Here is a 26,138-nt window from a genome sequence, read left to right as displayed (position 1 = left end):
CCTCTCGCCTACTCGGGCATCAGGCCCGGCCCCTCACCCCCGATGCCCCCCAACACCCCCACCGCCCCCACAAACCCAGAATCCCGCCCCTCCGAGAACTCCTCCTCCGTGAACACCGGCACCCTCACCTCCGGCGGAATCCCCGTCCCGTCGAACGTCCGGCCGGAGTCGGTGAGGAACTCCTCGTTCGGGAGCCAGGCCGCCATGCCGTTCGGCAACCTGCGGGTGAGGGTGTCCGAGAAGACGCCCTGGGTGGGCTGGCCGATGCGGATGGTCCTACCGGGGCGGTTCATCAGGGCCTGGGTGAAGGTCTCGCCCGCGCTCACCGTCGAGCCGCCGGTCAGGATCGCGATCGGGCCGGTGTAGCGGGGGGAGTGGGCAGGGAGTACCGGGATCGGTTCGGGGGTGGTGTGGTGGGCCGGGTTTTTCGGGTCGTTGCGGGCTCGCTTCGCGTACGCGACATACGGCGTGTCCGTCAGGCGGGACGCGATGTGGAGGCCCATCGCGTCGGAGCCGCCGCCGTTGATCCGGACGTCGATGATCAGGCCGTGCAGCCACCCCACCCGCTTCGACGTGAGGATCGTGTTCAACGCCCGGTCCAGCTCGGCGAGTTGGGACGCGTACGTGGGGTTCTCCTGCGGCAGGTAGCCGCCGAAGCCCGAGATGCGCAGGTAGCCCAGGTGACTGTCACCCCGTAGATCCGCGTACGTGATGCGGCTGTTGGCGAAGTCCCGGTGGTACGTCGCGCCCGGCAAGTCGTGCTGCTCGATGAACTTCTTTGTCCTGGCGTCCAGTTCGGGGCTCGGCGCCTGCGTGCCGGGGCGGCCCGTGCCGAACATGTGGTCGCCGTCCTGGACCACGACGTGCGCGTCGTGCAGCGGGCGCACCATCGTGCTGAAGATGTCGAACAGTTCCGCCCTGGTCGTGTCCGCGTGCACCCGCGGGCGGTACTCGGCCCGCACCGCCCGCCAGTCGACGCCCTTGGCCGCGAAGAAGGGGTAGTTCTCCTCGAAGGACTGCCAGAAGACGTCGAACGAGGTCAGGGGGTCCTTCGGCAGCGGCCTGGCGCAGTCCGCCGGGAGGGAGGCGATGCGGTGGAGCTGCTTGTGGCCCGCCGAGCTTGCCGTCGCCACCGACGCGTGGTTCGCGTCCTTGCCCGGCTTCACCGTCAGCACGTCCCCGTTCACCGTGTACGTCCCCGGGCCCGTCCGCCGGGCGGTGTCGCCCTTGAGACAGCTCACGGCGGTGGTCTGGTACTCCTGGTACGTCCCGTGGGTGAGGGCTACGACCGTGCCGTAGCCGTCCATGCGCCAGAAGCCGTCGATGGTGTGATCGGAGCCGGCGGCGGACGCGGCCGGTGCGGCGATGCCGGCGGCGAGGGTCAAAGCGATGACGGCGGCGGTTGTACGCATGTTCTGTTCTCCCCGTGGTGCGGCGGTTCGACCTGCATGACCTGCGTGTCTCTCAACCCTGATCGACAGGTCACCGCCCCGGCCATCCGGCACACCCGCGCATCGGGGTGAGGGAAACCCCCGAGTGGGGGCTGACGGTCAGCGCGACCGCGGAGCGGCAGTTGCCCCCTGCGGGAGGTGGCGCCGGTGTGAACACCCGGTGGGAGTCGCGCAGTTGTGAAGCGTCGAACTCCAGGTGATACCGATGGACTTCGACGATGGCGAGGCTGCGGCGAGGGTGACTCTTGCGTCGAGGCCGCCACCACCCTTCGTACGCATCAGGAAGCTCCCCGAGCAGAGCGCTCCTCCTCGATCTCTGCCGCCTGTTCCGCCAGGTACGCCCGTGCCGCCGCCTCCTGGTTCTCCCGTTCGCCGGGGGAGAGGCGGTCGTACTCGCGGAAGCCCTGAACCATGCGATCACCCAGTGCCTCCGCGTACGAAGGGACGCGGGCGGCCTCGCGCAGGCCCGTCCGGCCGCTGAGAACCTCGCGGGCCATCTCGCGCAGCGGATCGTCGGGGGCACGGTCGTCGGCGAGTTTCTGAAGTGCCTTGCGAAGCGACCGGGCGCGGACCTGGTCGCCGCCGGTGATGTTCATCAAGTCCGCGTCGCCGATGCGTAGTTCGTCGGACATGCGCGTTCTCCTTGTGGTGCGGGGGCGGTTGCCGGGTGCTGGGCGCGGTGTCAGATGGACGGGCTCGGATGGTCGTACTCGCCGATCTTCGTGAACTCGGAGATCGTTCCGTAGAGGGTCGCGCCGATGGTCTCCACCACACCGACGCTGCCGTTCACGATGCCCTGCACGTTGCCGAGGGCCTGGGTGGCCTGGCCCCACAGGCGGAGCATGTTCGCGATCTCCAGCGCCGCGAGGCCGTAGCCCACCACCGCGCCGACTCCGGTCCACGACAGGGTTGCCCCGGCCGCCATCTCGACGGCCGTGATCAACAGGCCGTCGATGATGCCGCCCAGGTAGCCGTTCACGGCCTCGGCCGTCGAGTAGGCGGAGTGGGCCAGGTGGTCGTACTCCGTCCTCAGCTTGTCGAACTCGTCTCTGATCTCTTCGAGTTTCGCCGCGCACGTGTGGAAGTACGTGTACGCCGCGTCGGCGGCACGGCCGTCCCACGCCTTGTCGAGCGTCCTGTTGCCGGACCTGATGTTGCCGGAGACCGCCTCGGCGGCCTGCCCCAACTGGCCCCAGACGTCACCGCACTTGGCGAACGACTCCCAGTCGCCGGCGAACCACTTGATCGCCTCGTCGAGCGGATTGAAGCCGAAGACCGCGCTGTACGCCTCCGTCAGCCAGTACGTCGGGCTCATCAGATCGCCGCAACTGTTGAACGTGTCGAGGATCGGGCCCTGGGCGTACTCGTCCGGGGCGGACGGGGCCCTGAGCAGAGCTGTCGGTTCGACGACATCGGTGAAGTCGGACATGGGGTTACTCGGCCGGGCGCTCGACGAGGGGGTAGGTCGCGTCGACGTGTGCCGCCACGGCCAGGTCCGTGTGTGCGTAGTACTTCTTGTTGCGCTCCAGCTCCGAACTCGCCGCCCCCAGGACTTCCCACAGCCTGTCCATCGCCAGGTTGACCGTCTTCACCGTCGACGTGTGGGTGGTCAGGAAGAGGTTCAGCAGGCCCTGGTCCGAGGCGTCGACGTCGGTGTACCTGGTGCAGTGGGTCTTGAAGTCCGCCGCGTCGAGCGCGGCACGGCCGACCTGACGTGCGTATCCACTGAGGGCCCAAGGGCTCACCCTGAGGTTCATGCGAAGCCTTCCGTGCTCGCGGCCGTGTTGCCGCCTCTGCCAACTCCCGTAGGGAGACGCGCGTTTCGCGAGTCGTCGGAAGAAACCGGAAGGAATGAATGAACAGGGTGATCTACGTCAGTAGAGTGCCCACCGTGACGAACCACGGGAGTCGGGCAAATGGCCGGAGCGGGGTCGGCCTCGACGACAGCGCAGTTGCGCGGGCCGCAGTCGACGACCGTGGTCGGAGTCTGTTCTCCGGTCTCACCTGTCTCTGTGCGATCCTGCTCGCTGTCGGATCGCTCTCGGTTCTAGGTCGGAGCGTGGCAGCCCGAGGGGAAGCGATCGGCGGGCTTCAGGTGGGCGCGGCCGTCATGGGGCTCGTGGTGGACGCGGGCGTGGTGTGGCTGGTGGTCCGGGCCCGGCGAGCCCGGAGCTGGGCGCCGCTGCTCGTCGCGTGCGGGAGCTGCCTGGGCTGGATGGCCGTCATGGCCCTCGCGGGGAGGGCCTAGGGTCTGCCGCGGGTCACGTCACGCGCGCGGGGTAATAAGGGTGTCTGTCGCGTTGGCGTCGCTCTTCTGTGCCCTTGTCCGCCTGCCGGGTCCCGGTCGCGGAGTGGTGCGGCAGGCGTGCAGCGGACTCGTGGCGGTGCGGATGGGCATGACCTGCGTGGAGTGATCAGGCTCGGTCTCGCGGGCATCTGGGTCCGGTCCCGGGCCCCCACCGCGCGCATGTGTTTGACCTACGTCACTCCAGGGGTAATCTCTACGCCCCGATTGGCCAGCCCCCTGCCCCATATGGCAGACTGTCGGAGTTGCTCGGTCGAGTGTTGATGCTGCGCGCCTCCCGTCGGGAGGACCGGAAGCGAGTCCCACGGTACTCGTCGTCCCAACTGCCTTACGGCAGCGCTGGGGCGGACGTACGGGAATCTTTCGGGAAGTGTCAGTGCGGCGCCGGCCAGGCACCCGGTGGGCTTCTTCGCCCTCGGCTTGCGGTTCCGGAAGGGCCGTGCTTTCCCAGCAGGGAAGTTCCGTATATGGGACTTCTGTGTCGGTGAGAGCGCGACACACCCGACCGCGTGGGTCGGAGGAATCGAAGAGCACGAAGAGTGGAAGGGCTTGCCGGGGTGCAGAGCGTTACTAGAGACAGGACTACTGAGTAGCCATGGCGGGACAGAAGATCCGCATCCGGCTCAAGGCCTACGACCACGAGGTCATCGACTCCTCGGCGAAGAAGATCGTCGAGACGGTGACGCGCACTGGTGCGTCGGTCGCGGGCCCGGTGCCGCTGCCCACTGAGAAGAACGTGTACTGCGTCATCAAGTCGCCGCACAAGTACAAGGACTCGCGCGAGCACTTCGAGATGCGCACGCACAAGCGCCTGATCGACATCCTCGACCCCACCCCCAAGACCGTTGACTCTCTGATGCGACTCGACCTCCCGGCCGGTGTCGACATCGAGATCAAGCTCTAGGGGTCGGTGAGCTGAAGATGGCTAAGCAGATCAAGGGCATCCTGGGCGAGAAGCTCGGCATGACGCAGGTTTGGGACGAGAACAACCGTGTTGTTCCCGTGACTGTTGTCAAGGCCGGACCCAACGTCGTGACCCAGGTCCGTACGAATGACTCCGACGGCTACGAGTCGGTCCAGATCGCCTTCGGCGAGATCGACCCGCGCAAGGTGAACAAGCCCCTCAAGGGCCACTTCGCCAAGGCCGATGTCACTCCCCGTCGTCACCTCGTCGAGATCCGTACCGCTGACGCCAGCGAGTACACCCTCGGCCAGGAGATCACCGCCGCGACCTTCGAGGCCGGCGTCAAGGTGGACGTGACCGGCAAGAGCAAGGGCAAGGGCTTCGCCGGTGTCATGAAGCGTCACAACTTCAAGGGCCTCGGCGCCGGTCACGGCACCCAGCGCAAGCACCGCTCTCCCGGCTCCATCGGTGGCTGTGCCACCCCGGGCCGTGTGTTCAAGGGCCTCCGCATGGCGGGTCGTATGGGCAACGAGCGGGTCACCACCCAGAACCTGACCGTTCACGCCGTTGACGCGGAGAAGGGCCTGCTCCTCATCAAGGGCGCGGTTCCTGGTCCGAACGGCGGCCTCGTCCTGGTCCGCACCGCGGCCAAGGGGGCCTGAGGACTATGAGCACCATTGACATTCTGTCGCCCTCCGGCGACACCGCCGGGACTGTAGAGCTCCCGGCCGAGATCTTCGACGTAGAGAAGATCAGCATCCCGCTGCTTCACCAGGTCGTCGTCGCACAGCTGGCCGCCGCCCGTCAGGGCACGCACAAGGTCAAGCGTCGTGGCGAGGTCCGCGGTGGTGGTAAGAAGCCGTACCGCCAGAAGGGCACCGGCCGCGCCCGTCAGGGTTCGACCCGCGCCCCGCAGTTCGCCGGCGGTGGCGTCGTGCACGGCCCGACGCCGCGCGACTACTCGCAGCGGACCCCGAAGAAGATGAAGGCCGCGGCCCTGCGCCACGCCCTCACCGACCGGGCCCGCAACGCTCGCATCCACGTCATCACCGGCGTGATCGAGGGCGAGACCCCCTCCACCAAGGCCGCCAAGAGCTTCCTCGGCAAGGTCAGCGAGCGCAAGAACGTGCTCCTGGTCATCGAGCGCTCCGACGAGGCCGCGCTGCTTTCCGCGCGCAACCTGCCCCAGGTCCACATCCTGGAGCCGGGCCAGCTGAACACGTACGACGTTCTCGTCTCGGACGACGTGGTCTTCACCCAGGCCGCTTTCGAGTCCTTCGTGTCTGGCCCCCAGGCCGCTGACACCGAAGGGAGCGAAGCCTGATGGCTACGCGTCACCCGAGCATCGCCTCCAAGGCCGCCAAGGCCAAGAAGGTCGCGCGCATCGCCAAGGCGAAGCGCCACGAGACCGAGGGCAAGAACACTGTCGAGACGCCGATCAGCAAGTCGTTCACGGACCCCCGTGACGTGCTGCTGAAGCCGGTCGTCTCGGAGAAGAGCTACGCGCTCCTCGACGAGGGCAAGTACACCTTCATCGTGGCCCCGGGCGCCAACAAGACCCAGATCAAGCAGGCCGTCCAGGCGGTCTTCTCGGTCAAGGTCACCGGGGTCAACACGATCAACCGCCAGGGCAAGCGCAAGCGCACCAAGACCGGTTTCGGTCAGCGCGCGGGCTCCAAGCGCGCGATCGTGACCCTCGCTGAGGGCGACCGTATCGACATCTTCGGCGGTCCGGCCGCGTAAGCGGGTCGGATCGTCCGATATCGGACGAGGACTGAGAAATGGGAATCCGCAAGTACAAGCCGACTACGCCGGGCCGTCGTGGCTCCAGCGTCGCCGACTTCGTCGAGGTCACGCGGTCCACGCCGGAGAAGTCGCTGGTCCGCCCGCTGCACAGCAAGGGCGGCCGTAACAACGCCGGTCGTGTGACCGTTCGCCACCAGGGTGGCGGACACAAGCGCGCCTACCGAGTCATCGACTTCCGTCGCCATGACAAGGACGGCGTGCCGGCGAAGGTCGCGCACATCGAGTACGACCCCAACCGCACCGCGCGCATCGCGCTGCTGCACTACGCGGACGGCGAGAAGCGCTACATCCTCGCCCCGCGCAACCTGCAGCAGGGCGACCGCGTGGAGAACGGTCCCGGGGCCGACATCAAGCCGGGCAACAACCTGGCGCTCCGCAACATCCCGGTCGGTACCACGATCCACGCGATCGAGCTCCGTCCCGGTGGCGGCGCCAAGTTCGCCCGCTCCGCCGGTGCCTCCGTGCAGCTGCTCGCGAAGGAGGGCTCGATGGCCCACCTCCGCATGCCTTCCGGCGAGATCCGTCTGGTCGACCAGCGCTGCCGCGCCACGGTCGGCGAGGTCGGCAACGCCGAGCAGAGCAACATCAACTGGGGCAAGGCAGGCCGCAAGCGCTGGCTGGGCGTCCGCCCGACCGTCCGCGGTGTTGCGATGAACCCGGTCGACCACCCGCACGGTGGTGGTGAGGGCAAGACCTCCGGTGGTCGCCACCCGGTCTCCCCGTGGGGTCAGAAGGAGGGTCGTACTCGTTCGCCGAAGAAGGCTTCGAACAAGTACATCGTCCGCCGCCGCAAGACGAACAAGAAGCGCTAGGAGCGGGTTTAGATGCCGCGCAGTCTCAAGAAGGGGCCCTTCGTCGACGGCCACCTCATCAAGAAGGTGGACGTACAGAACGAGGCCGGCTCCAAGAACGTCATCAAGACCTGGTCCCGCCGCTCGATGATCGTCCCGGCCATGCTCGGCCACACGATCGCGGTGCACAACGGCAAGACCCACATCCCGGTGTTTGTCACCGAGTCGATGGTCGGCCACAAGCTCGGCGAGTTCTCGCCGACGCGCACCTTCCGGGGTCACGTCAAGGACGACCGGAAGTCGAAGCGCCGCTAGCGCGGGGTGACCGACCATGACAAACACTGAAGGGACAACCATGGAAGCCAGGGCCCAGGCGCGGTACATCCGCGTCACGCCCATGAAGGCCCGCCGCGTGGTGGACCTCATCCGTGGCATGGACGCCACGGAGGCTCAGGCGGTCCTGCGTTTCGCCCCGCAGGCCGCGAGCGTGCCGGTCGGCAAGGTGCTGGACAGCGCCATTGCCAACGCCGCGCACAACTACGACCACACCGACGCCGACAGCCTCTTCATCTCTGAGGCGTACGTCGACGAGGGTCCGACCCTGAAGCGGTTCCGGCCGCGTGCCCAGGGCCGTGCCTACCGGATCCGCAAGCGGACCAGCCACATCACCGTGGTCGTCAGCAGCAAGGAAGGAACCCGGTAATGGGCCAGAAGGTTAACCCGCACGGGTTCCGGCTCGGCATCACCACGGACTTCAAGTCCCGGTGGTACGCCGACAAGCTGTACAAGGACTACGTCAAGGAAGACGTCGCCATCCGTCGGATGATGACGTCCGGCATGGAGCGCGCCGGCATCTCGAAGGTGGAGATCGAGCGCACCCGTGACCGCGTCCGTGTGGACATCCACACCGCTCGCCCGGGCATCGTCATCGGCCGTCGTGGCGCCGAGGCCGACCGCATCCGCGGTGACCTGGAGAAGCTGACCGGCAAGCAGGTCCAGCTCAACATCCTCGAGGTCAAGAACCCGGAGACGGACGCTCAGCTGGTGGCCCAGGCCGTCGCCGAGCAGCTGTCCTCCCGCGTCTCCTTCCGCCGCGCCATGCGCAAGAGCATGCAGTCGGCGATGAAGGCCGGCGCCAAGGGCATCAAGATCCAGTGCGGTGGCCGCCTCGGCGGCGCCGAGATGTCCCGCTCGGAGTTCTACCGCGAGGGCCGCGTGCCCCTGCACACGCTCCGCGCGAACGTGGACTACGGCTTCTTCGAGGCCAAGACGACCTTCGGCCGTATCGGTGTGAAGGTCTGGATCTACAAGGGCGACGTCAAGAACATCGCCGAGGTCCGCGCCGAGAACGCCGCTGCCCGTGCGGGTAACCGCCCGGCTCGCGGTGGCGCGGGCGGCGGCGACCGCCCGGCCCGCGGCGGTGGCCGCGGTGGCGAGCGTGGCGGCCGCGGCCGCAAGCCGCAGCAGCAGTCCGCGCCGGCTGCCGAGGCCCCCAAGGCCGACGCTCCCGCCGCCGCTGCCGCTCCGGCTGAGAGCACCGGAACGGAGGCCTGACCAAAATGCTGATCCCCCGTAGGGTCAAGCACCGCAAGCAGCACCACCCCAAGCGTCGCGGTCAGGCCAAGGGCGGTACGCAGGTTTCGTTCGGCGAGTACGGCATTCAGGCCCTCACGCCGGCGTACGTGACGAACCGCCAGATCGAGGCCGCCCGTATCGCGATGACCCGCCACATCAAGCGTGGCGGCAAGGTCTGGATCAACATCTACCCGGACCGCCCGCTCACGAAGAAGCCTGCCGAGACCCGCATGGGTTCCGGTAAGGGTTCTCCCGAGTGGTGGATCGCGAACGTGCACCCGGGCCGGGTCATGTTCGAGCTGTCCTACCCCAACGAGAAGATCGCCCGTGAGGCCCTCACTCGCGCAGCGCACAAGCTGCCGATGAAGTGCCGGATCGTCAAGCGCGAGGCAGGTGAAGCGTGATGTCGGCCGGTACCAAGGCGTCCGAGCTGCGCGAACTGGGTGACGAGGAGCTTCTCAACAAGCTCCGCGAAGCCAAGGAAGAGCTGTTCAACCTCCGCTTCCAGGCGGCGACCGGTCAGCTCGAGAACCACGGTCGGCTCAAGGCCGTCCGGAAGGACATCGCGCGGATCTACACCCTGATGCGTGAGCGCGAGCTGGGCATCGAGACGGTGGAGAGCGCCTGATGAGCGAGAGCAACGTGACTGAAGAGCAGACCGCTTCCCGCGGCTTCCGCAAGACCCGTGAGGGTCTCGTCGTCAGCGACAAGATGGACAAGACCGTCGTCGTCGCCGTCGAGGACCGCGTGAAGCACGCGCTGTACGGCAAGGTCATCCGCCGTACGAACAAGCTCAAGGCCCACGACGAGCAGAACGCCGCTGGCGTCGGCGACCGCGTCCTCCTCATGGAGACGCGTCCGCTGTCCGCGACGAAGCGCTGGCGCATCGTCGAGATCCTCGAGAAGGCCAAGTAATTCCTGCGGGGTAATTCCGCAGGACAGTTCCGCCAGGCTCCAACAGGGCTGATTACTCAGCCCTGTTGGGGAACCGGCAGACGATCAGGAGATAGACGTGATCCAGCAGGAGTCGCGACTGCGCGTCGCCGACAACACTGGTGCGAAGGAAATCCTTTGCATCCGTGTGCTCGGTGGCTCCGGTCGCCGCTACGCGGGCATCGGTGACGTCATCGTCGCCACCGTCAAGGACGCGATCCCCGGTGGCAACGTGAAGAAGGGTGACGTCGTCAAGGCCGTCATCGTTCGCACCGTCAAGGAGCGCCGCCGTCCGGACGGCTCGTACATCCGCTTCGACGAGAACGCCGCCGTCATTCTGAAGAACGACGGCGACCCTCGCGGCACCCGCATCTTCGGCCCGGTCGGGCGCGAGCTGCGCGAGAAGAAGTTCATGAAGATCATCTCGCTGGCTCCGGAGGTGCTGTAAGCATGAAGATCAAGAAGGGTGACACGGTTCAGGTCATCACCGGCAAGGACAAGGGCAAGCAGGGCAAGGTCATTGCCGCTTACCCGCGCGACGAGCGCGTCCTGGTCGAGGGTGTGAACCGGGTCAAGAAGCACACCAAGGCCGGCCCCACCGCCAAGGGTTCGCAGGCCGGTGGCATCGTCACGACCGAGGCGCCGATCCACGTCTCCAACGTCCAGCTGGTCGTTGAGAAGGACGGCAACAAGGTCGTCACGCGTGTCGGCTACCGCTTCGACGACGAGGGCAACAAGGTTCGCGTTGCCAAGCGGACGGGTGAGGACATCTGATGACTACCACCACCACTCCGCGTCTCAAGACGAAGTACCGCGAGGAGATCGCGGGCAAGCTGCGTGAGGAGTTCTCCTACGAGAACGTCATGCAGATCCCCGGCCTCGTCAAGATCGTGGTGAACATGGGTGTCGGCGACGCCGCCCGTGACTCCAAGCTCATGGACGGTGCCGTCCGTGACCTGACCACGATCACCGGTCAGAAGCCGGCCATCACCAAGGCCCGCAAGTCCATCGCGCAGTTCAAGCTGCGCGAGGGTCAGCCGATCGGTGCCCACGTCACGCTCCGTGGCGACCGCATGTGGGAGTTCCTGGACCGCACCCTGTCGCTCGCGCTTCCGCGCATCCGCGACTTCCGTGGTCTGTCTCCCAAGCAGTTCGACGGTCGTGGCAACTACACCTTCGGTCTCACCGAGCAGGTCATGTTCCACGAGATCGACCAGGACAAGATCGACCGCGTCCGGGGTATGGACATCACCGTGGTGACCACGGCGACCAACGACGCCGAAGGCCGTGCCCTTCTCCGTCACCTCGGCTTCCCCTTCAAGGAGGCGTAAGCGAGATGGCGAAGAAGGCTCTGATTGCCAAGGCTGCTCGTAAGCCCAAGTTCGGTGTGCGTGGCTACACCCGCTGCCAGCGCTGCGGCCGCCCGCACTCCGTGTACCGCAAGTTCGGCCTCTGCCGCGTGTGCCTTCGTGAGATGGCTCACCGTGGCGAGCTGCCGGGCGTGACCAAGAGCTCCTGGTAGTCCGGTACTTCCGGACTCCCGAAGCTCTCGGTAAGCAGAGGGCACGGTCAGGTGCCCACCCCTCCATGGCTTAGGCTAGGAGGGTTGGGCGCCTGATTGCCGCCCATACGACTTACTACGCCGTAGGTCCACCGCACCGCACCCGCCTCGTCTCGGATCGAGGAGAGGGATGGGCACCTGGAAACCCCGGCGAGAGAGGCCGAAGGCCAATTCATGACCATGACTGATCCGATCGCAGACATGCTTACGCGTCTGCGGAACGCGAACTCGGCATACCACGACTCAGTGACGATGCCGGCATCGAAGATCAAGTCGCACATCGCGGAGATCCTCCAGCAGGAGGGCTTCATCACGGGCTGGAAGGTCGAGGACGCCGAGGTCGGCAAGAACCTCGTCCTCGAGCTGAAGTTCGGCCCGAACCGTGAGCGCTCCATCGCGGGCATCAAGCGGATCTCCAAGCCCGGTCTCCGGGTTTACGCGAAGTCCACCTCCCTGCCCAAGGTGCTCGGTGGCCTCGGCGTGGCGATCATCTCCACGTCGCACGGTCTCCTCACCGACAAGCAGGCCGGCAAGAAGGGCGTAGGCGGAGAAGTTCTCGCCTACGTCTGGTAGCGGAAAGGAATCGGAAGAAGCTATGTCGCGTATTGGCAAGCTCCCCATCACGGTTCCCGCCGGCGTGGACGTCACCATCGACGGCCGTACGGTCTCGGTCAAGGGCCCCAAGGGCACCCTGACCCACACCGTCGCTGCGCCGATCGACATCGCCAAGGGTGAGGACGGCGTGCTCAGCGTCACCCGCCCCAACGACGAGCGTCAGAACAAGGCCCTGCACGGCCTGTCCCGCACGCTGGTGGCGAACATGATCACCGGCGTGACCGAGGGTTACGTGAAGAAGCTCGAAATCAGTGGTGTCGGTTACCGCGTTGCGGCCAAGGGATCGAACCTCGAGTTCGCTCTCGGCTACAGCCACTCGATCACCGTCGAGGCGCCCGAGGGCATCTCGTTCAAGGTCGAGAACCCGACGCACTTCTCGGTCGAGGGCATCGACAAGCAGAAGGTCGGCGAGGTTGCGGCCAACATCCGCAAGCTGCGCAAGCCCGACCCGTACAAGGCCAAGGGCGTCAAGTACGAGGGCGAAGTCATCCGGCGCAAGGTCGGAAAGGCGGGTAAGTAAGCCATGGCATACGGTACGAAGATCGCTAAGGGCGACGCTTACAAGCGTGCTGCCATCAAGCGTCGTCACATCCGCATCCGGAAGCACATTTCCGGTACGGCTGAGCGTCCGCGCCTGGTCGTGACCCGCTCCAACCGCCACATCGTGGCCCAGGTCATCGACGACATCAAGGGTCACACCCTGGCGTCGGCGTCGACCCTGGACACCTCGATCCGCGGCGGCGAGAGCGACAAGTCCGCGCAGGCCAAGTCGGTCGGCGCCCTGGTCGCCGAGCGCGCCAAGGCCGCCGGTGTCGAGGCTGTCGTATTCGACCGTGGCGGCAATCAGTACGCGGGGCGCATCGCCGCCCTGGCGGACGCCGCCCGCGAAGCCGGACTGAAGTTCTAGTCGCTTCCGTAGCTAGCGGAAAGAGAGAGGTAATCCAATGGCTGGACCCCAGCGCCGTGGAAGCGGTGCCGGTGGCGGCGAGCGGCGGGACCGGAAGGGCCGTGACGGCGGCGCTGCTGCCGCCGAGAAGACCGCGTACGTTGAGCGCGTAGTCGCGATCAACCGCGTCGCCAAGGTTGTCAAGGGTGGTCGTCGCTTCAGCTTCACCGCGCTCGTCGTGGTGGGCGACGGTGACGGCACCGTCGGTGTCGGTTACGGCAAGGCCAAGGAGGTGCCGGCCGCGATCGCCAAGGGTGTTGAAGAGGCCAAGAAGCACTTCTTCAAGGTCCCCCGTATCCAGGGCACCATCCCGCACCCGATCACGGGCGAGAAGGCCGCGGGCGTCGTCCTGCTCAAGCCTGCTTCCCCCGGTACCGGCGTTATCGCCGGTGGCCCGGTGCGAGCTGTCCTGGAGTGCGCCGGCGTTCACGACATCCTGTCGAAGTCGCTCGGTTCGTCCAACGCGATCAACATCGTGCACGCGACCGTGGCGGCCCTCAAGGGCCTGCAGCGTCCCGAGGAGATCGCGGCCCGCCGCGGTCTGCCCCTCGAGGACGTCGCCCCCGCGGCTCTCCTTCGTGCACGTGCCGGGGCGGGTGCGTAATGGCTCGCCTCAAGGTCACGCAGACGAAGTCGTACATCGGCAGCAAGCAGAACCACCGTGACACGCTGCGGTCGCTTGGTCTCAAGGGGATCAACACCGTGGTCGTCAAGGAGGACCGCCCCGAGTTCCGCGGAATGGTGCACACCGTCCGCCACCTCGTGACGGTTGAGGAGGTCGACTGATCATGGCGGAGAACAACCCGCTCAAGATCCACAACCTCCGTCCCGCCCCGGGCGCCAAGACCGCCAAGACCCGTGTGGGTCGTGGTGAGGCGTCGAAGGGTAAGACGGCCGGTCGTGGTACCAAGGGCACGAAGGCCCGTTACCAGGTTCCGGAGCGCTTCGAGGGTGGCCAGATGCCCCTCCACATGCGTCTCCCGAAGCTGAAGGGTTTCCGTAACCCGTTCAAGACCGAGTTCCAGGTCGTGAACCTCGACAAGCTGGGCGCGCTGTACCCCGAGGGTGGCGAGGTCACCGTCGAGGGTCTGGTCGCCAAGGGTGCCGTTCGCAAGAACAGCCTCGTCAAGGTGCTCGGCCAGGGCGAGATCTCCGTGGCGCTGCAGGTTTCGGTTGACGCCGTCTCCGGCTCCGCCAAGGAGAAGATCACTGCCGCCGGCGGTACGGTCACCGAGCTCGTCTGAGTTGTTTTCGGACCGAGCCTGACCAACGTCAGCATCAGCGGCCGGGGTTGTCCCTCTCTGGGGGCCAACCCCGGCCGTTTTTTCAGCAGTCGTGACTCATGGGACGTTCGATCGGTATCCCCTAGGGGCGTCGATGTAGGTAGGCTGTGCGGCTGGTACCCAGCGTCGTCTTGGCATGCCGTAATCTCGTTCCACAGGCCATCAACCACACTTAGTCGTCACCTCACGCGCGCACACGCGGGGGTCGCAGGAGGCACCGTGCTCACCGCGTTCGCCCGGGCGTTCAGGACACCCGACCTGCGCAAGAAGCTGCTCTTCACGCTCGGCATCATCGTGGTGTACCGGGTCGGTACGCACGTCCCGATCCCGGGCGTCGATTACAAGAGCGTCCAGACCTGTATCGACGTCTCGAACGGCAACCAGGGTCTGTTCGGTCTGGTCAACATGTTCAGCGGTGGCGCGCTGCTCCAGATCACGATCTTCGCGCTCGGCATCATGCCGTACATCACGGCGAGCATCATTCTGCAGCTGCTGACCGTCGTGATCCCGCGCCTGGAAGCCCTCAAGAAGGAGGGGCAGGCCGGTACGGCGAAGATCACGCAGTACACGCGTTATCTGACCGTGGCGCTCGCCATCCTCCAGGGCACCGGTCTGGTGGCCACCGCCCGCAGCGGCGCCCTGTTCTCGGGCTGCCCGACGGCGAATCAGATCGTCCCGGACCAGTCGATCTTCACCACCATCACCATGGTCGTCTGCATGACCGCCGGCACCTGCGTCGTGATGTGGCTCGGCGAGCTCATCACCGACCGCGGCATCGGCAACGGCATGTCGATCCTCATGTTCATCTCGATCGCCGCGACCTTCCCGTCCGCTCTGTGGGCCATCAAGAAGCAGGGCACGCTGGCCGGCGGCTGGATCGAGTTCGGCACCGTCATCCTCGTCGGCCTGGTGATGGTCGGCCTCGTGGTCTTCGTCGAGCAGGCCCAGCGCAGGATCCCGGTGCAGTACGCGAAGCGCATGATCGGCCGCCGTTCCTACGGTGGTACGTCGACCTACATCCCGCTGAAGGTCAATCAGGCCGGTGTGATTCCGGTCATCTTCGCGTCGTCGCTGCTCTACATCCCGGCTCTGGTCGCTCAGTTCTCCGGCAGCACGTCCGGCTGGAAGACCTGGATCCAGACCAACCTGACCAAGGGTGACCACCCGATTTACCTGGTCAGCTACTTCCTGCTGATCGTTTTCTTCGCGTTCTTCTACGTGGCGATCTCGTTCAACCCCGAGGAAGTCGCGGACAACATGAAGAAGTATGGTGGCTTCATCCCGGGCATCCGGGCTGGCCGGCCCACCGCTGAGTACCTGAGTTACGTACTCAACCGGATCACCTGGCCGGGTTCGCTGTATCTGGGTCTGATCGCTCTCGTACCGACGATGGCGTTGGTCGGTTTCAACGCAAGCGGCAACTTCCCGTTCGGCGGGACCAGCATCCTGATCATCGTGGGTGTCGGTCTCGAGACGGTGAAGCAGATCGAGAGCCAGCTCCAGCAGCGCAATTACGAAGGGTTCCTCCGCTGATGCGAATCGTCCTCGTCGGGCCGCCGGGTGCCGGTAAGGGAACGCAGGCTGTGCGCCTCGCCAAGACGCTGCACATCCCGCACATCTCCACGGGCGACCTCTTCCGTGCCAACATCAGTCAGGCCACGGAACTCGGCAAACTGGCGAAGTCCTACATGGACGCGGGCAACCTGGTCCCGGACGAGGTCACCATCGCGATGGCCAAGGACCGCATGGAGCAGCCGGACGCCGAGGGCGGCTTCCTGCTGGACGGTTTCCCGCGCAATGTGTCGCAGGCCGAAGCGCTGGACGAGCTGCTGAAGACCGAGGGCATCAAGCTGGACGCGGTCCTCGACCTGGAGGTCTCCGAGGACGAGGTGGTCAAGCGCATCGCCGGCCGCCGCATCTGCCGGAAGGACTCCAGCCACGTCTTCCACGTGACGTACAGCCCGCCCAAGCAGGACGGTGTCTGTGACACCTGCGGCGGCGAGCTGTACCAGCGCGACGACGACTCCGAGGACACGGTCCGCACCCGCCTGGAGGTCTACCACACGCAGACCGAGCCGATCATCGACTACTACAAGCTCCAGGGCCTGGTGGTCACGATCTCGTCGCTCGGTCCGGTGGAAGAGATCACGCAGCGGGCGCTGGACGCGTTGAAGCGCGAGGACGAGGGCGACAAGTAGTCAGCCAGCAGAACCGGCCGCGGTGCCCGCAGGGGTGTCGCGGCCGTACTGTTGTGTACGGCCATTTTGTGTCCGGCCGTTGTGTACAGCCATTCTTTGTGTCGCGGAAGACGGAGAGCGCAGGCCCCCATGGTGCAGATCAAGACCCCCGAGCAGATCGCCAAGATGCGCGAGGCGGGGCTGGTCGTCGCCGCGATCCACGCGGCCACGCGTGAGGCGGCCGTACCCGGCGCCAGCACGAAGGATCTGGACGAGGTCGCCCGCAAGGTCCTCGCGGACCACAACGCGAAGCCGAACTTCCTCGGCTACGGCGGCTTCCCCGCGACGATCTGCACCTCGGTGAACGAGGTCGTCGTCCACGGCATCCCGTCCGAGGACGTGGTGCTGAAGGACGGCGACATCATCTCCATCGACTGCGGGGCGATCATCGATGGGTGGCACGGGGACGCGGCGTACACCGCGTTCGTGGGGTCGGGGCATTCTCCGGAGCTGCTTGAGTTGTCGCGGGTGACCGAGGGGTCGATGTGGGCCGGGATCGCCGCGATGAAGCTGGGGAATCGGCTCGTCGACATCTCCCGTGCGATCGAGACGTACATCCGGCGGCAGCCGAAGCCGGGTGGGGGTAAGTACGGGATCGTCGAGGACTACGGCGGTCACGGCATCGGTACCGAGATGCACATGGACCCGCATCTGTTGAACTACGTGGAGAAGCGGCGGGGTAAGGGGCCGAAGCTGGTGCCGGGGTTCTGCCTCGCCATCGAGCCGATGGTGTCGTTGGGGACCCCTAAGACCGAGGTGCTGTCGGATGACTGGACGGTCATCACGACGGATGGGACGTGGTCGTCTCACTGGGAGCACTCGGTTGCTCTGACGGAGGAGGGGCCGCTTGTGCTTACCGCTCCTGATGGTGGTAAGGCGAAGTTGGCTGAGTATGGGATCACGGCTGCGCCGGATCCGCTCGCGTAGTTGTTTGTCTGCGCGCCCGGTGGGGGCTGGTCGCGCAGTTCCCCGCGCCCCTGAAATACAGGGCATTGCAGTGCCCTGTGCTTAGAGATCTCCGCTGCGGGGCATCCTTCCTCGATTCGTCTTTCCGAGTGGCCTGACGTAGACTGACTCGTCGGCTCTCGTGCACCCGCATGTCCGCATGCACCCCGCAAGGGGAACGCACGGAGTCGATCAAGGTAGTCGATTCGAAGGGCGAAGCGTGGCCAAGAAGCAAGGTGCCATCGAGATCGAAGGCACTGTCGTCGAGTCTCTCCCGAACGCCATGTTCAAGGTGGAGCTCCAGAACGGCCACCAGGTCCTGGCACACATCAGCGGCAAGATGCGTATGCACTACATCCGCATCCTCCCTGACGACCGGGTCGTGGTGGAGCTGTCTCCGTACGACCTGACGCGTGGCCGGATCGTCTACCGCTACAAGTAGATCTTGCCCAGGTTCCGCGCAAGCGGCGCCGAAGGCAACTGACCCGGAGAACCTCACCAATGAAGGTCAAGCCGAGCGTCAAGAAGATCTGCGACAAGTGCAGGGTGATCCGCCGTCACGGTCGGGTCATGGTCATCTGCGAGAACCCGCGCCACAAGCAGCGCCAGGGCTGACGCACGACCTTCCCTCTGCATCTTTCGCAGAGTTTCGCGCGACGCGAGCAATACATGTTCATACGCAGGACCCGGGCGTAGTAGGCGCCCGACACCCCCGGCTCGGAGGCTGGGGACCCACGCCGTACCAAGTCTTCTACGGAAGAGGCCGGCGGCTGGGATCCGGTTCTGCGGAAGACCTCCGAAGATCAACTGGAGCCATTGAATGGCACGCGTTTCCGGTGTCGACATCCCGCGCGAAAAGCGTGTGGAGGTCGCCCTCACCTACGTGTTCGGCATTGGTCGGACCCTTTCCCAGCTGACGCTGGCCGAGACCGGCATCGACCCCAACACCCGCGTTCGCGACCTCTCGGAAGAGCAGCTCGTCGCGATTCGTGAGTACGTCGACGCCAACATCAAGACCGAGGGTGACCTCCGTCGCGAGATCCAGGCCGACATCCGCCGCAAGGTGGAGATCGGCTGCTACCAGGGTCTCCGTCACCGTCGTGGTCTGCCCGTTCGCGGTCAGCGCACCAGCACGAACGCTCGTACCCGCAAGGGTCCGCGTCGCGCCATCGCCGGCAAGAAGAAGCCGGGCAAGAAGTAGTCCGCAGCGGACAACGCTTCACCAGCGGTCTTCGCTGTAGGACCGACCACCTCCCCGTAGGAGTAATAGATGCCCCCCAAGGGTCGTCAGGGCGCTGCCAAGAAGGTGCGCCGCAAGGAAAAGAAGAACGTCGCTCACGGCCACGCGCACATCAAGAGCACGTTCAACAACACGATCGTCTCGATCACGGACCCCTCGGGCAACGTGATCTCCTGGGCCTCCGCCGGCCACGTCGGCTTCAAGGGCTCGCGCAAGTCCACCCCCTTCGCCGCGCAGATGGCCGCCGAGTCGGCCGCCCGTCGCGCGCAGGAGCACGGCATGCGCAAGGTTGACGTCTTCGTGAAGGGCCCGGGCTCCGGTCGCGAGACCGCGATCCGCTCCCTCCAGGCCACTGGCCTCGAGGTCGGCTCCATCCAGGACGTCACCCCCACCCCGCACAACGGCTGCCGTCCGCCGAAGCGCCGCCGCGTCTGACTTTTCGTCGGGCGTACGGTTGTCTTGGGTTTCGGGCGGTATGGCACTCCGGTGACGTACCGCCCGTACCCTTGTAGTACTCAAGGACATCAAATAGTGGGTGTCCATGACTGAAGGACTCACTTCATGCTGATCGCTCAGCGCCCCTCGTTGACCGAAGAGGTCGTCGACGAATTCCGCTCCCGGTTCGTGATCGAGCCGCTGGAGCCGGGCTTCGGCTACACCCTCGGCAACTCCCTGCGTCGTACGCTCCTCTCCTCGATCCCCGGTGCGGCGGTCACGTCCATCCGGATCGACGGCGTTCTGCACGAGTTCACCACCGTGCCGGGCGTCAAGGAGGACGTCACCGACCTGATCCTCAACATCAAGCAGCTGGTCGTCTCCTCGGAGCACGATGAGCCTGTCGTGATGTACCTGCGCAAGCAGGGTCCGGGTCTGGTCACCGCCGCCGACATCGCGCCTCCGGCCGGTGTCGAGGTGCACAACCCCGATCTCGTCCTCGCCACGCTCAACGGCAAGGGCAAGCTGGAGATGGAGCTCACGGTCGAGCGTGGCCGCGGTTACGTCTCCGCCGTGCAGAACAAGCAGGTGGGCCAGGAGATCGGCCGTATCCCGGTCGACTCCATCTACAGCCCGGTGCTGAAGGTCACGTACAAGGTCGAGGCCACGCGTGTCGAGCAGCGGACCGACTTCGACAAGCTCATCGTCGACGTCGAGACGAAGCAGGCCATGCGGCCGCGCGACGCCATGGCGTCCGCCGGTAAGACCCTGGTCGAGCTGTTCGGTCTCGCCCGCGAGCTGAACATCGACGCCGAGGGCATCGACATGGGCCCGTCCCCCACGGACGCCGCCCTTGCCGCTGATCTCGCCCTGCCGATCGAGGAGCTTGAGCTCACCGTTCGGTCGTACAACTGCCTCAAGCGCGAGGGCATCCACTCCGTGGGTGAGCTCGTGGCTCGTTCCGAGGCCGACCTCCTGGACATCCGCAACTTCGGTGCGAAGTCCATCGACGAGGTCAAGGCGAAGCTGGCCGGCATGGGCCTGGCCCTGAAGGACAGCCCGCCCGGATTCGACCCGACGGCCGCGGCGGACGCGTTTGGCGCGGACGATGACGTGGACGCCGGTTTTGTGGAGACCGAGCAGTACTGATCGGTTGTTGCCGGTGAGCGTCCGCTCGCCGGGTCCTGACCCCGGTACCTGATACGGCCGGGGCAGATACCAAGGAGAAAGAAATGCCGAAGCCCACCAAGGGTGCCCGTCTGGGCGGCAGTGCCGCGCACGAGAAGCTGCTGCTCGCGAACCTCGCGAAGTCGCTCTTCGAGCACGGCCGTATCACCACCACCGAGGCGAAGGCCCGCAAGCTGCGGCCGTACGCCGAGCGTCTGATCACCAAGGGCAAGAAGGGCGACCTTCACAACCGCCGTCAGGTGCTTCAGGTGATCACGGACAAGAGCGTCGTCCACACGCTCTTCACCGAGATCGGCCCGCGCTACGAGAACCGTCCCGGTGGCTACACCCGTATCACCAAGATCGGTAACCGTCGTGGCGACAACGCGCCCATGGCTGTCATCGAGCTCGTTGAGGCGCTGACTGTTGCACAGGCTGCGACGGGTGAGGCCGAGGCTGCGACCAAGCGTGCTGCGAAGGACGCCGAGGTTGCTGCGCCGGTTGAGGTTGTTGAGGACGCGAAGCCGGCTGAGGTTGAGGCCGACGAAGAGTCCAAGGACGCGTAACACCGTTTTTGGGTGCCGGTCCGTCGTGGCTGGTCGCGCAGTTCCCCGCGCCCCTGAAGGGGCGCTTCAGTGGGCCCGTTCCTTCTTGGGACGGGCCCACTTTTGTGTAGGTGAAAGGATCTCGGTGTGAGTGATGACGTAGAGGCCGGGTTCGTACGCGTTCGGCTCGATCTCTCCTACGACGGGACCGGCTTCTCCGGGTGGGCCAAGCAGGCCGGGGGGCGGCGGACTGTGCAGGGGGAGGTTGAGGATGCGTTGCGGACGGTTACGCGGTCGGGGGCCGTGGCGTACGACCTGACTGTGGCCGGGCGGACCGATGCCGGGGTGCATGCTCGGGGGCAGGTGGCGCATGTCGATCTGCCGGGGGAGTTGTGGGCGGAGCATCGCGAGAAGCTGTTGAAGCGGCTTGCGGGGCGGTTGCCGAAGGATGTGCGGGTGTGGGGTGTGGCGGAGGCACCCGAGGGCTTCAACGCGCGGTTCGCGGCTCTGTGGCGGCGTTATGTGTACCGGGTGGGGGATCGGCCGGGGGGAGTCGATCCGTTGCTGCGGAACCATGTGCTGTGGCACGACTGGGAGTTGGACGTCGATGTGATGGACGCCGCTGCCAAGTCCCTTGTGGGGGAGCATGACTTCGCCGCTTATGCGAAGAAGCGTGAGGGGGCGTCGACCGTTCGGGAGATTTTTGACTTCGGGGTGCGGCGGCGGGACGACGGTGTCGTCGAGATCGAGGTGCGGGCCGACGCCTTCTGCCACAACCAAGTGCGTTCCATGGTGGGCGCGTTGCTGTTCGTCGGCGATGGGCACCGGGGTGCCGAATGGCCGCGGAAGGTGCTGGACGCGGGGGTGCGCGACAGTGCCGTGCATGTCGTACGGCCGCAGGGGCTGACCCTGGAGGAAGTCGCTTACCCGGTGGACGAGTTGCTGGCCGAGCGGCAGGTGCTGGCCCGGCGGGTGCGGGGCACTCTGCACTGAGGAGTTGGGCCCGCGCGGGCCCAACTCCCTTTCCCGCTACGCCGGTTCCACGATCAGCCAGGCCACCGTCGAGGTGTCGCCCGCAACTCCCTTGACGCTGAAGGACGTTCCGGCCGTGCGGGCGGAGACGTACGCGATGCCGGCGGGGGTGCCGCCGGGGGCCTGGACGGTTAGGAAGACGCGGCTGGTCGCCGTCACCGCGGTGGTCGCCACCGTCACCGCCGTGGCGCCGTTCAGGGTGAGGGTGCCCATCTTGGCGTTGGTGCCCTCTTTGACGCGCAGGCCCTTGCCGGCCAGGGCCGCCACGATGTCCGAGTCGGGGCTGCCGATCTGGGCCGGGGCGAGGCGGGCCCAGGTGGTGTCGCGGCCGGCGGAGCCGCCGGGGCCGAAGGTCTGGGTGCCGTTGATCTCGATGGCGAAGCGGTTGATGGCGTCGCCGGTGATCTGGGACTGGAAGGCGCGGGAGGCCGTGTCGGCGCCGGTGACGGCGTAGCCCTGGCCGGCGGCGCGGCTCTGGAGGAGGTTCACGCCGGGGCTGGAGTTGGCGTTGACGACGACCCCCGGGGTGGTGAACGACACCCGGCCGGTGCCGCGCGTGACGGTGACCGGGGTGTCGAGGGCGGTGCCGTCGTCGCCGTAGCGGATCAGGGCGAAGTCGGAGCCGTCGCCCGTGCCGGACTCGGCGGTGTCGGTGGTGCGCAGGGCCCAGCGGCGGTTCTTGCCGCGGCTCCAGAACTGGACGTCCCGGACGGTGCCGGCGGCCCCGGAGACCATGTGGACGTCGGACTTGTCCCAGGTCAGGGCGGTGGCGGTCTGGGTGCCTGCAGTGACGCCGCTGTGTCGGACCAGGACCGCGCCGGCGTCGTTGAAGGGGGCCGTGGTCCCTACGTATTCGCCGCCTACGACCGAGACGCAGCTCGCGGAGTTCAGGGCCGAGGTGGTGATGCCGTAGGCCGGGGAGTAGGAGCCGCCGTTGTCGTCGTCGCGGCCGACGCTGGTGGAGCAGCCGGTGAGGACCACGCCCTCGGCCGAGGTGCCGGTGATGGTGAAGCCGGAGGCGGTGGTGGCCGTTTTGCCGTCGCGTTTGGCCAGGCAGCCGAGGAGTTGGAGGAAGCGGCCGCCCGGTGACGTGGAGAGGTGGAAGCCGTCCTGGCCGTTGCGGTCGGTGTTGCAACCGACCAGCACCATCGAGTAGTTGATGCCGGTGATGCTGTAGCCGTGTTGCGTGTTCCACTCGGAGCGGCAGTCGACCATCGTGACGGCGTTGGGGTTGAGGATGTCGTAGCCGTTGAGGTCGTTGGCCTGGGAGTAGCACTGGAAGAGGTCGGCGTCGACCAGGCCGCCGCCGGTGCCCGCCGAGTCGCCCCAGGTGAAGCCGTGGCCCTCGTTGGCGACGCAGTGCACCTGGTTGAGCTGGAAGCCGGACGCGTTCTGGGCGTTGAGGCCGTCGCCGGTGAACCGCCAGATCGTCACCTTGTCCATGCCGACGTCCCGGACGCCGGGGCTGACGCGGACGCCGGTGATGGCGGTGCCCGCCTTGTTCAGCACGGTGAGGTTCTGGTCGTCGTAGCAGCCGCGCAGGGCGAGGCCGTAGAGCCGGGGGCCGCCCTGGTAGGCGGATTTGTGGTAGGCGTCGGTCGTCGAGGAGGCGTCCGGGGCCGGGTCGATGACGATCAGGGCGTCGCCGTCGAAGCCGGTGCCGAGGTCGGTGTTGCGGTACGTCGGCCGGAGGAAGGAGCCGACCATGAACGTGCGGTCCGGGAAGTGCGGGTTCCAGTCGCCGCGCAGGGTCACGCCCAGGGAGAGCTTCAGGGGCGAGCCGAGCTTGTAGCGGCCCGGCGGGAAGTAGACGGTGCCGCCCTGGCCGGCCGCGTCGATCGCCTTCTGGATCGCGGGCTGGTCGTCGGCGGTGTTGTCGCCGAGGGCGCCGTAGGCCACGTCCTTGACGTTCAGCCAGCCGGCACCGGTGTCCGCGGCGGCCGCCTCGCCGGCCACGGCGACCGTGGTGGCGAGGGCGGCCCCACCGAGACCGGCCGCAGTGGCGAGCATGCGGCGTCTTGAGGTGGATGCGGATATGGGTGTGGAGTGGTCGTGCGCGGTCATGGACAGGCCCCCCTGGATCCGGTCGCCGATCACTGCTCAGTGATCACTGATCGGGGAGGATCTCACAGGGCTGTTACGCCTTGTCCGTCCAGCTGGCCACGAGCTTGTACGTGTCGGGGTTGTTCTGCTTCGTGTACGAGTAGGCGTCGATCTTGAGCTTGTGGCCGTTCTTGAAGCTCATGTCGCAGGTCTTCGTCTTGCCCTTGCCCAGGACGGCGCAGGTGTCCAGCGTCGGGTTCTTCGCGGACACGTCCTCGACGTAGACCAGGATGCCGGTCTTGCCCGCCTTGGTGTCCCAGACCTTGAGGATCTCGCCCTTGGACGTGAACTTGGCCTTGCCGCCGGTGAAGGCGTAGTACGTCGACGCGGACGCCGTCCCGGCGGTGGCCAGCGTCAGGGCGACGCCTGCCGCCATGATCGAAGCGGTGACGCTCTTGCGGAACTTCATGCGTGAACCCCGTGTTTGTGCAGGTCGGTTGGCTGATCGCACGCCTGATGGCGCGTGCGGCCGACCCTGTCGAAGCCCCGGGGTGAAGTGGATCATGGGGTGCCGTGCCCACCTGCACGGAGGCGTCGAACCCGCGTCCCCGTTACTGCTGGGCCGCCGCCGAAGCCTGGGCCTCGCCGCGGGCGCGGATCTGGTCGAAGGCGAACTTGCCCAGGTCGTCGCCGATCGCGAAGACCTTGGTGTCCTTCGTCGTCACGTCCTTGCCGTTGGTGAAACCGGCGATCGTGAAGTAGGCGTAGCGGCCGTAGGCGTTGGTCGTCGTGCGGCAGACCGCGCCGTTGCAGAAGGCGCTGACGCCCGTGCCGGAGAGGGGCCTGATGATGCTCTTCTTGTCCGCCTGCGTCTTGACCTTCGTGGCCGCGGCCTCGGTGTCGAAGACGGCCACGCCGACCGTCACCGCGACGCCGTCCTTGATGTAGGAGACGCGCATGAGGCGGGTGCAGTCGTTCGCCGTGAGGATCTTCGGGAGGGTCGACTGGGCGGCCGAGGCGCAGTTCGTGGTGTCGGCCGTCGGGCCCTTCTTGTACACCGTCGAGACGACCGTCAGCTGGGTGCCCGGGAAGAGGGTCGCGGGGCTGAGCGGCGCGGTGTCCTTCGCCTTGCTGGAGATGAACTCCTTCGGGTCCAGCGGCGGGGGCGCGCTGGTCGGCGCGAAGGACGGCGAGGTGGCGTCGGCACTGGGCACGGAGGCGCTCGCGGGCAGGTTCGTGGGCTTGCCGGACGCGCTCGTGTCGCCGTTCGCCGACATCACGGCCATGGCGACGGCCGTCCCGACGGCCACCGTCGCGAGCGCGCCGCCGCCTATGAACAGCAGTCTCTTGCGCCGGTTGCGCGTCTCCGCCGCGTCGGCGAGCGCCGCCCAGTCAGGGGTCTGCTCGTCGACGTTGCCGCCCCACGGCTGCTGCGAATTGGGTTTCCAGGGATCCCACTGGGACTGGGGTCCCCCCTGTCCGAAGCTCATGGGTCGCATCCTAGACGGGGGGACGGGCGTACTGGTGCGCCTCAATGAGGCCTGAGGCAACTGACGTTGGGGATGTCACGGTAAGTATTTTCGCGGTTGCTGTCCGCAGCCGTACGGGGTGCTCCCGCCGCGTTTTGACCCGTCCGGGGCGGCGCGGGTACTCTTGCAGTTCGTTATGCGTATCGGCTTGGTCGTTCTCACGCGAGAGGCCCTTACGTAGGTTCCCTGGAGCAGTTACCAGTGGGCGGCATACGGGCAGGGTCCCCGGCATTGTCGTCCCCAGCTGCACGATCGCTTCAGTGATGCCATGTGTCAGGCCCTATCCACTGAAGAAGTGAAGGCTACGAAGTGCGTACGTACAGCCCCAAGCCCGGCGATGTGACTCGCCAGTGGCACGTCATCGACGCCCAGGACATCGTCCTCGGCCGTCTGGCTACCACTGCCGCGAACCTCCTCCGCGGCAAGCACAAGCCGACCTATGCCCCGCACATGGACATGGGCGACTTCGTCATCATCATCAACGCCGACAAGGTTCACCTGTCCGGCAACAAGAAGACCCAGAAGCTGGCGTACCGCCACTCCGGCTACCCGGGTGGTCTGCGCTCCGTCCGTTACGACGAGCTGCTGGCGAAGAACCCCGAGAAGGCCGTCGAGAAGGCCATCAAGGGCATGATCCCCAAGAACACCCTGGGCCGTCAGATGATCAGCAAGCTGAAGGTCTACTCGGGCGACCAGCACCCGCACGCTGCCCAGCAGCCGGTGCCGTTCGAGATCACCCAGGTCGCGCAGTAGTTCCGGCCACACCCCCTAAGACAGAAAAGAATCTGAGGAGAA

The 26,138-nt window shown here is 66.5% G+C and carries 40 protein-coding genes; 33 read left to right on the top strand and 7 right to left on the bottom strand.

Annotation, left to right across the window (positions count from 1 at the left end; all coding sequences use genetic code 11):
- Window positions 1–8: 8 nt before the first annotated feature.
- The 4 genes from ACIBK4_RS06820 to ACIBK4_RS06805 all read right to left on the bottom strand — a co-directional run bounded on the left by ACIBK4_RS06820 (window position 9) and on the right by ACIBK4_RS06805 (window position 3,208).
- Entirely contained in the window at window positions 9–1,412 is a 1,404-nt protein-coding gene (locus ACIBK4_RS06820) for a S41 family peptidase (protein WP_398992730.1), read from the bottom strand.
- Window positions 1,413–1,729: 317 nt separating this feature from the next.
- A complete protein-coding gene (locus ACIBK4_RS06815) occupies window positions 1,730–2,083 on the bottom strand; it encodes a hypothetical protein (RefSeq protein WP_398992728.1) in 354 nt (117 codons plus the stop codon).
- A gap of 50 nt (window positions 2,084–2,133) precedes the next feature.
- Window positions 2,134–2,880 (bottom strand): hypothetical protein, encoded by a 747-nt coding sequence (locus ACIBK4_RS06810; RefSeq protein WP_398992726.1) that lies wholly within the window; start codon window positions 2,878–2,880, stop codon window positions 2,134–2,136.
- A gap of 4 nt (window positions 2,881–2,884) precedes the next feature.
- Window positions 2,885–3,208: a hypothetical protein gene (locus tag ACIBK4_RS06805; RefSeq protein WP_398992724.1), complete on the bottom strand. Its 324-nt coding sequence runs from the start codon at window positions 3,206–3,208 to the stop codon at window positions 2,885–2,887.
- A gap of 302 nt (window positions 3,209–3,510) precedes the next feature.
- On the opposite strand from ACIBK4_RS06805, the gene ACIBK4_RS06800 reads away from it, so the two are divergent.
- From ACIBK4_RS06800 to truA, 32 genes are all read left to right on the top strand, one after another.
- The gene (locus ACIBK4_RS06800; RefSeq protein WP_398992722.1) at window positions 3,511–3,699 is read left to right on the top strand and encodes a hypothetical protein; all 189 of its coding nucleotides are present in this window, start codon (window positions 3,511–3,513) and stop codon (window positions 3,697–3,699) included.
- 652 nt (window positions 3,700–4,351) lie between these two features.
- A complete protein-coding gene (gene rpsJ / locus ACIBK4_RS06795; protein ID WP_003948644.1) occupies window positions 4,352–4,660 on the top strand; it encodes a 30S ribosomal protein S10 in 309 nt (102 codons plus the stop codon).
- A gap of 17 nt (window positions 4,661–4,677) precedes the next feature.
- Window positions 4,678–5,322 carry a 50S ribosomal protein L3 gene (rplC, locus tag ACIBK4_RS06790; protein ID WP_019072287.1) on the top strand — a complete coding sequence of 215 codons (645 nt, stop codon included), beginning with the start codon at window positions 4,678–4,680 and terminating at the stop codon, window positions 5,320–5,322.
- Window positions 5,323–5,327: 5 nt separating this feature from the next.
- A complete protein-coding gene (rplD, locus tag ACIBK4_RS06785; RefSeq protein ID WP_037747970.1) occupies window positions 5,328–5,984 on the top strand; it encodes a 50S ribosomal protein L4 in 657 nt (218 codons plus the stop codon).
- Window positions 5,984–6,403 carry a 50S ribosomal protein L23 gene (gene rplW / locus ACIBK4_RS06780; RefSeq protein WP_200681734.1) on the top strand — a complete coding sequence of 140 codons (420 nt, stop codon included), beginning with the start codon at window positions 5,984–5,986 and terminating at the stop codon, window positions 6,401–6,403. Before rplD ends, rplW begins: the two co-directional genes overlap by 1 nt.
- A gap of 38 nt (window positions 6,404–6,441) precedes the next feature.
- Window positions 6,442–7,278: a 50S ribosomal protein L2 gene (rplB, locus tag ACIBK4_RS06775; RefSeq protein WP_007494772.1), complete on the top strand. Its 837-nt coding sequence runs from the start codon at window positions 6,442–6,444 to the stop codon at window positions 7,276–7,278.
- A 12-nt stretch (window positions 7,279–7,290) separates the two neighbouring features.
- A complete protein-coding gene (gene rpsS, locus ACIBK4_RS06770; protein WP_019055518.1) occupies window positions 7,291–7,572 on the top strand; it encodes a 30S ribosomal protein S19 in 282 nt (93 codons plus the stop codon).
- 40 nt (window positions 7,573–7,612) lie between these two features.
- The gene (gene rplV, locus ACIBK4_RS06765; RefSeq protein WP_003974262.1) at window positions 7,613–7,960 is read left to right on the top strand and encodes a 50S ribosomal protein L22; all 348 of its coding nucleotides are present in this window, start codon (window positions 7,613–7,615) and stop codon (window positions 7,958–7,960) included.
- Window positions 7,960–8,811, top strand: coding sequence for a 30S ribosomal protein S3 (gene rpsC / locus ACIBK4_RS06760; RefSeq protein ID WP_398992718.1), 852 nt, complete (start codon window positions 7,960–7,962; stop codon window positions 8,809–8,811). The genes rplV and rpsC overlap by 1 nt, the downstream gene beginning before the upstream one ends.
- A gap of 5 nt (window positions 8,812–8,816) precedes the next feature.
- The gene (rplP, locus tag ACIBK4_RS06755) at window positions 8,817–9,236 is read left to right on the top strand and encodes a 50S ribosomal protein L16 (RefSeq protein WP_010986348.1); all 420 of its coding nucleotides are present in this window, start codon (window positions 8,817–8,819) and stop codon (window positions 9,234–9,236) included.
- Window positions 9,236–9,460 (top strand): 50S ribosomal protein L29, encoded by a 225-nt coding sequence (rpmC, locus tag ACIBK4_RS06750; RefSeq protein WP_005481220.1) that lies wholly within the window; start codon window positions 9,236–9,238, stop codon window positions 9,458–9,460. The genes rplP and rpmC overlap by 1 nt, the downstream gene beginning before the upstream one ends.
- Window positions 9,460–9,747, top strand: a complete 288-nt coding sequence (rpsQ, locus tag ACIBK4_RS06745) for a 30S ribosomal protein S17 (RefSeq protein ID WP_019072282.1) — start codon at window positions 9,460–9,462, stop codon at window positions 9,745–9,747. The genes rpmC and rpsQ overlap by 1 nt, the downstream gene beginning before the upstream one ends.
- Window positions 9,748–9,844: 97 nt before the next feature.
- Window positions 9,845–10,213, top strand: coding sequence for a 50S ribosomal protein L14 (gene rplN, locus ACIBK4_RS06740; RefSeq protein WP_003998823.1), 369 nt, complete (start codon window positions 9,845–9,847; stop codon window positions 10,211–10,213).
- Between the two features lie 2 nt (window positions 10,214–10,215).
- Window positions 10,216–10,539, top strand: a complete 324-nt coding sequence (gene rplX / locus ACIBK4_RS06735; RefSeq protein WP_019072281.1) for a 50S ribosomal protein L24 — start codon at window positions 10,216–10,218, stop codon at window positions 10,537–10,539.
- Window positions 10,539–11,096, top strand: coding sequence for a 50S ribosomal protein L5 (gene rplE, locus ACIBK4_RS06730; protein WP_019072280.1), 558 nt, complete (start codon window positions 10,539–10,541; stop codon window positions 11,094–11,096). The genes rplX and rplE overlap by 1 nt, the downstream gene beginning before the upstream one ends.
- 5 nt (window positions 11,097–11,101) lie before the next feature.
- Window positions 11,102–11,287 (top strand): type Z 30S ribosomal protein S14, encoded by a 186-nt coding sequence (locus ACIBK4_RS06725; protein WP_003948630.1) that lies wholly within the window; start codon window positions 11,102–11,104, stop codon window positions 11,285–11,287.
- A gap of 213 nt (window positions 11,288–11,500) precedes the next feature.
- Entirely contained in the window at window positions 11,501–11,899 is a 399-nt protein-coding gene (rpsH, locus tag ACIBK4_RS06720) for a 30S ribosomal protein S8 (protein ID WP_013001411.1), read from the top strand.
- Between the two features lie 22 nt (window positions 11,900–11,921).
- A complete protein-coding gene (gene rplF / locus ACIBK4_RS06715) occupies window positions 11,922–12,461 on the top strand; it encodes a 50S ribosomal protein L6 (RefSeq protein WP_318018230.1) in 540 nt (179 codons plus the stop codon).
- Window positions 12,462–12,464: 3 nt separating this feature from the next.
- Window positions 12,465–12,848: a 50S ribosomal protein L18 gene (gene rplR, locus ACIBK4_RS06710; RefSeq protein WP_019055526.1), complete on the top strand. Its 384-nt coding sequence runs from the start codon at window positions 12,465–12,467 to the stop codon at window positions 12,846–12,848.
- Between the two features lie 37 nt (window positions 12,849–12,885).
- Window positions 12,886–13,491, top strand: coding sequence for a 30S ribosomal protein S5 (rpsE, locus tag ACIBK4_RS06705; protein WP_006376045.1), 606 nt, complete (start codon window positions 12,886–12,888; stop codon window positions 13,489–13,491).
- Window positions 13,491–13,673 carry a 50S ribosomal protein L30 gene (gene rpmD / locus ACIBK4_RS06700; protein ID WP_006376032.1) on the top strand — a complete coding sequence of 61 codons (183 nt, stop codon included), beginning with the start codon at window positions 13,491–13,493 and terminating at the stop codon, window positions 13,671–13,673. The genes rpsE and rpmD overlap by 1 nt, the downstream gene beginning before the upstream one ends.
- 2 nt (window positions 13,674–13,675) lie before the next feature.
- Window positions 13,676–14,131 (top strand): 50S ribosomal protein L15, encoded by a 456-nt coding sequence (gene rplO / locus ACIBK4_RS06695; protein ID WP_019055527.1) that lies wholly within the window; start codon window positions 13,676–13,678, stop codon window positions 14,129–14,131.
- Between the two features lie 258 nt (window positions 14,132–14,389).
- Window positions 14,390–15,703 carry a preprotein translocase subunit SecY gene (secY, locus tag ACIBK4_RS06690; RefSeq protein ID WP_366431054.1) on the top strand — a complete coding sequence of 438 codons (1,314 nt, stop codon included), beginning with the start codon at window positions 14,390–14,392 and terminating at the stop codon, window positions 15,701–15,703.
- A complete protein-coding gene (locus tag ACIBK4_RS06685; RefSeq protein WP_398992713.1) occupies window positions 15,703–16,368 on the top strand; it encodes an adenylate kinase in 666 nt (221 codons plus the stop codon). Before secY ends, ACIBK4_RS06685 begins: the two co-directional genes overlap by 1 nt.
- Window positions 16,369–16,497: 129 nt before the next feature.
- Window positions 16,498–17,334 (top strand): type I methionyl aminopeptidase, encoded by an 837-nt coding sequence (gene map / locus ACIBK4_RS06680; protein ID WP_318018233.1) that lies wholly within the window; start codon window positions 16,498–16,500, stop codon window positions 17,332–17,334.
- A gap of 238 nt (window positions 17,335–17,572) precedes the next feature.
- Entirely contained in the window at window positions 17,573–17,794 is a 222-nt protein-coding gene (gene infA, locus ACIBK4_RS06675) for a translation initiation factor IF-1 (protein ID WP_003948620.1), read from the top strand.
- 59 nt (window positions 17,795–17,853) lie between these two features.
- Window positions 17,854–17,967, top strand: coding sequence for a 50S ribosomal protein L36 (gene rpmJ / locus ACIBK4_RS06670; protein WP_003998809.1), 114 nt, complete (start codon window positions 17,854–17,856; stop codon window positions 17,965–17,967).
- A 205-nt stretch (window positions 17,968–18,172) separates the two neighbouring features.
- The gene (gene rpsM / locus ACIBK4_RS06665) at window positions 18,173–18,553 is read left to right on the top strand and encodes a 30S ribosomal protein S13 (RefSeq protein ID WP_019055531.1); all 381 of its coding nucleotides are present in this window, start codon (window positions 18,173–18,175) and stop codon (window positions 18,551–18,553) included.
- A 69-nt stretch (window positions 18,554–18,622) separates the two neighbouring features.
- Window positions 18,623–19,027: a 30S ribosomal protein S11 gene (gene rpsK / locus ACIBK4_RS06660; protein WP_003956432.1), complete on the top strand. Its 405-nt coding sequence runs from the start codon at window positions 18,623–18,625 to the stop codon at window positions 19,025–19,027.
- Window positions 19,028–19,153: 126 nt separating this feature from the next.
- On the top strand, window positions 19,154–20,176 hold the full coding sequence (locus ACIBK4_RS06655) for a DNA-directed RNA polymerase subunit alpha (protein ID WP_019055532.1): 1,023 nt from the start codon (window positions 19,154–19,156) through the stop codon (window positions 20,174–20,176).
- Window positions 20,177–20,259: 83 nt separating this feature from the next.
- Window positions 20,260–20,760 (top strand): 50S ribosomal protein L17, encoded by a 501-nt coding sequence (rplQ, locus tag ACIBK4_RS06650; protein ID WP_398992710.1) that lies wholly within the window; start codon window positions 20,260–20,262, stop codon window positions 20,758–20,760.
- Between the two features lie 126 nt (window positions 20,761–20,886).
- A complete protein-coding gene (gene truA / locus ACIBK4_RS06645; RefSeq protein ID WP_398992708.1) occupies window positions 20,887–21,732 on the top strand; it encodes a tRNA pseudouridine(38-40) synthase TruA in 846 nt (281 codons plus the stop codon).
- A gap of 36 nt (window positions 21,733–21,768) precedes the next feature.
- Here the strand turns inward: truA and ACIBK4_RS06640 are convergent, their stop codons facing one another.
- The 3 genes from ACIBK4_RS06640 to ACIBK4_RS06630 all read right to left on the bottom strand — a co-directional run bounded on the left by ACIBK4_RS06640 (window position 21,769) and on the right by ACIBK4_RS06630 (window position 25,304).
- A complete protein-coding gene (locus ACIBK4_RS06640) occupies window positions 21,769–23,835 on the bottom strand; it encodes a glycosyl hydrolase family 28-related protein (protein ID WP_398992706.1) in 2,067 nt (688 codons plus the stop codon).
- A gap of 73 nt (window positions 23,836–23,908) precedes the next feature.
- Window positions 23,909–24,283, bottom strand: a complete 375-nt coding sequence (locus ACIBK4_RS06635) for a hypothetical protein (protein WP_398992704.1) — start codon at window positions 24,281–24,283, stop codon at window positions 23,909–23,911.
- A gap of 142 nt (window positions 24,284–24,425) precedes the next feature.
- Window positions 24,426–25,304, bottom strand: a complete 879-nt coding sequence (locus ACIBK4_RS06630; RefSeq protein ID WP_398992702.1) for a hypothetical protein — start codon at window positions 25,302–25,304, stop codon at window positions 24,426–24,428.
- A 348-nt stretch (window positions 25,305–25,652) separates the two neighbouring features.
- Between ACIBK4_RS06630 and rplM the strand changes: the two genes are divergently transcribed.
- Window positions 25,653–26,096 carry a 50S ribosomal protein L13 gene (gene rplM, locus ACIBK4_RS06625; RefSeq protein WP_013001400.1) on the top strand — a complete coding sequence of 148 codons (444 nt, stop codon included), beginning with the start codon at window positions 25,653–25,655 and terminating at the stop codon, window positions 26,094–26,096.
- Window positions 26,097–26,138: the final 42 nt, after the last annotated feature.

The sequence above is a fragment of the Streptomyces sp. NPDC050528 genome (assembly GCF_044457795.1).
Lineage (GTDB): Bacteria > Actinomycetota > Actinomycetes > Streptomycetales > Streptomycetaceae > Streptomyces.
Note: the sequence above shows the minus strand (reverse complement) of the source record. Positions and strands in the feature narration are given on the sequence as shown.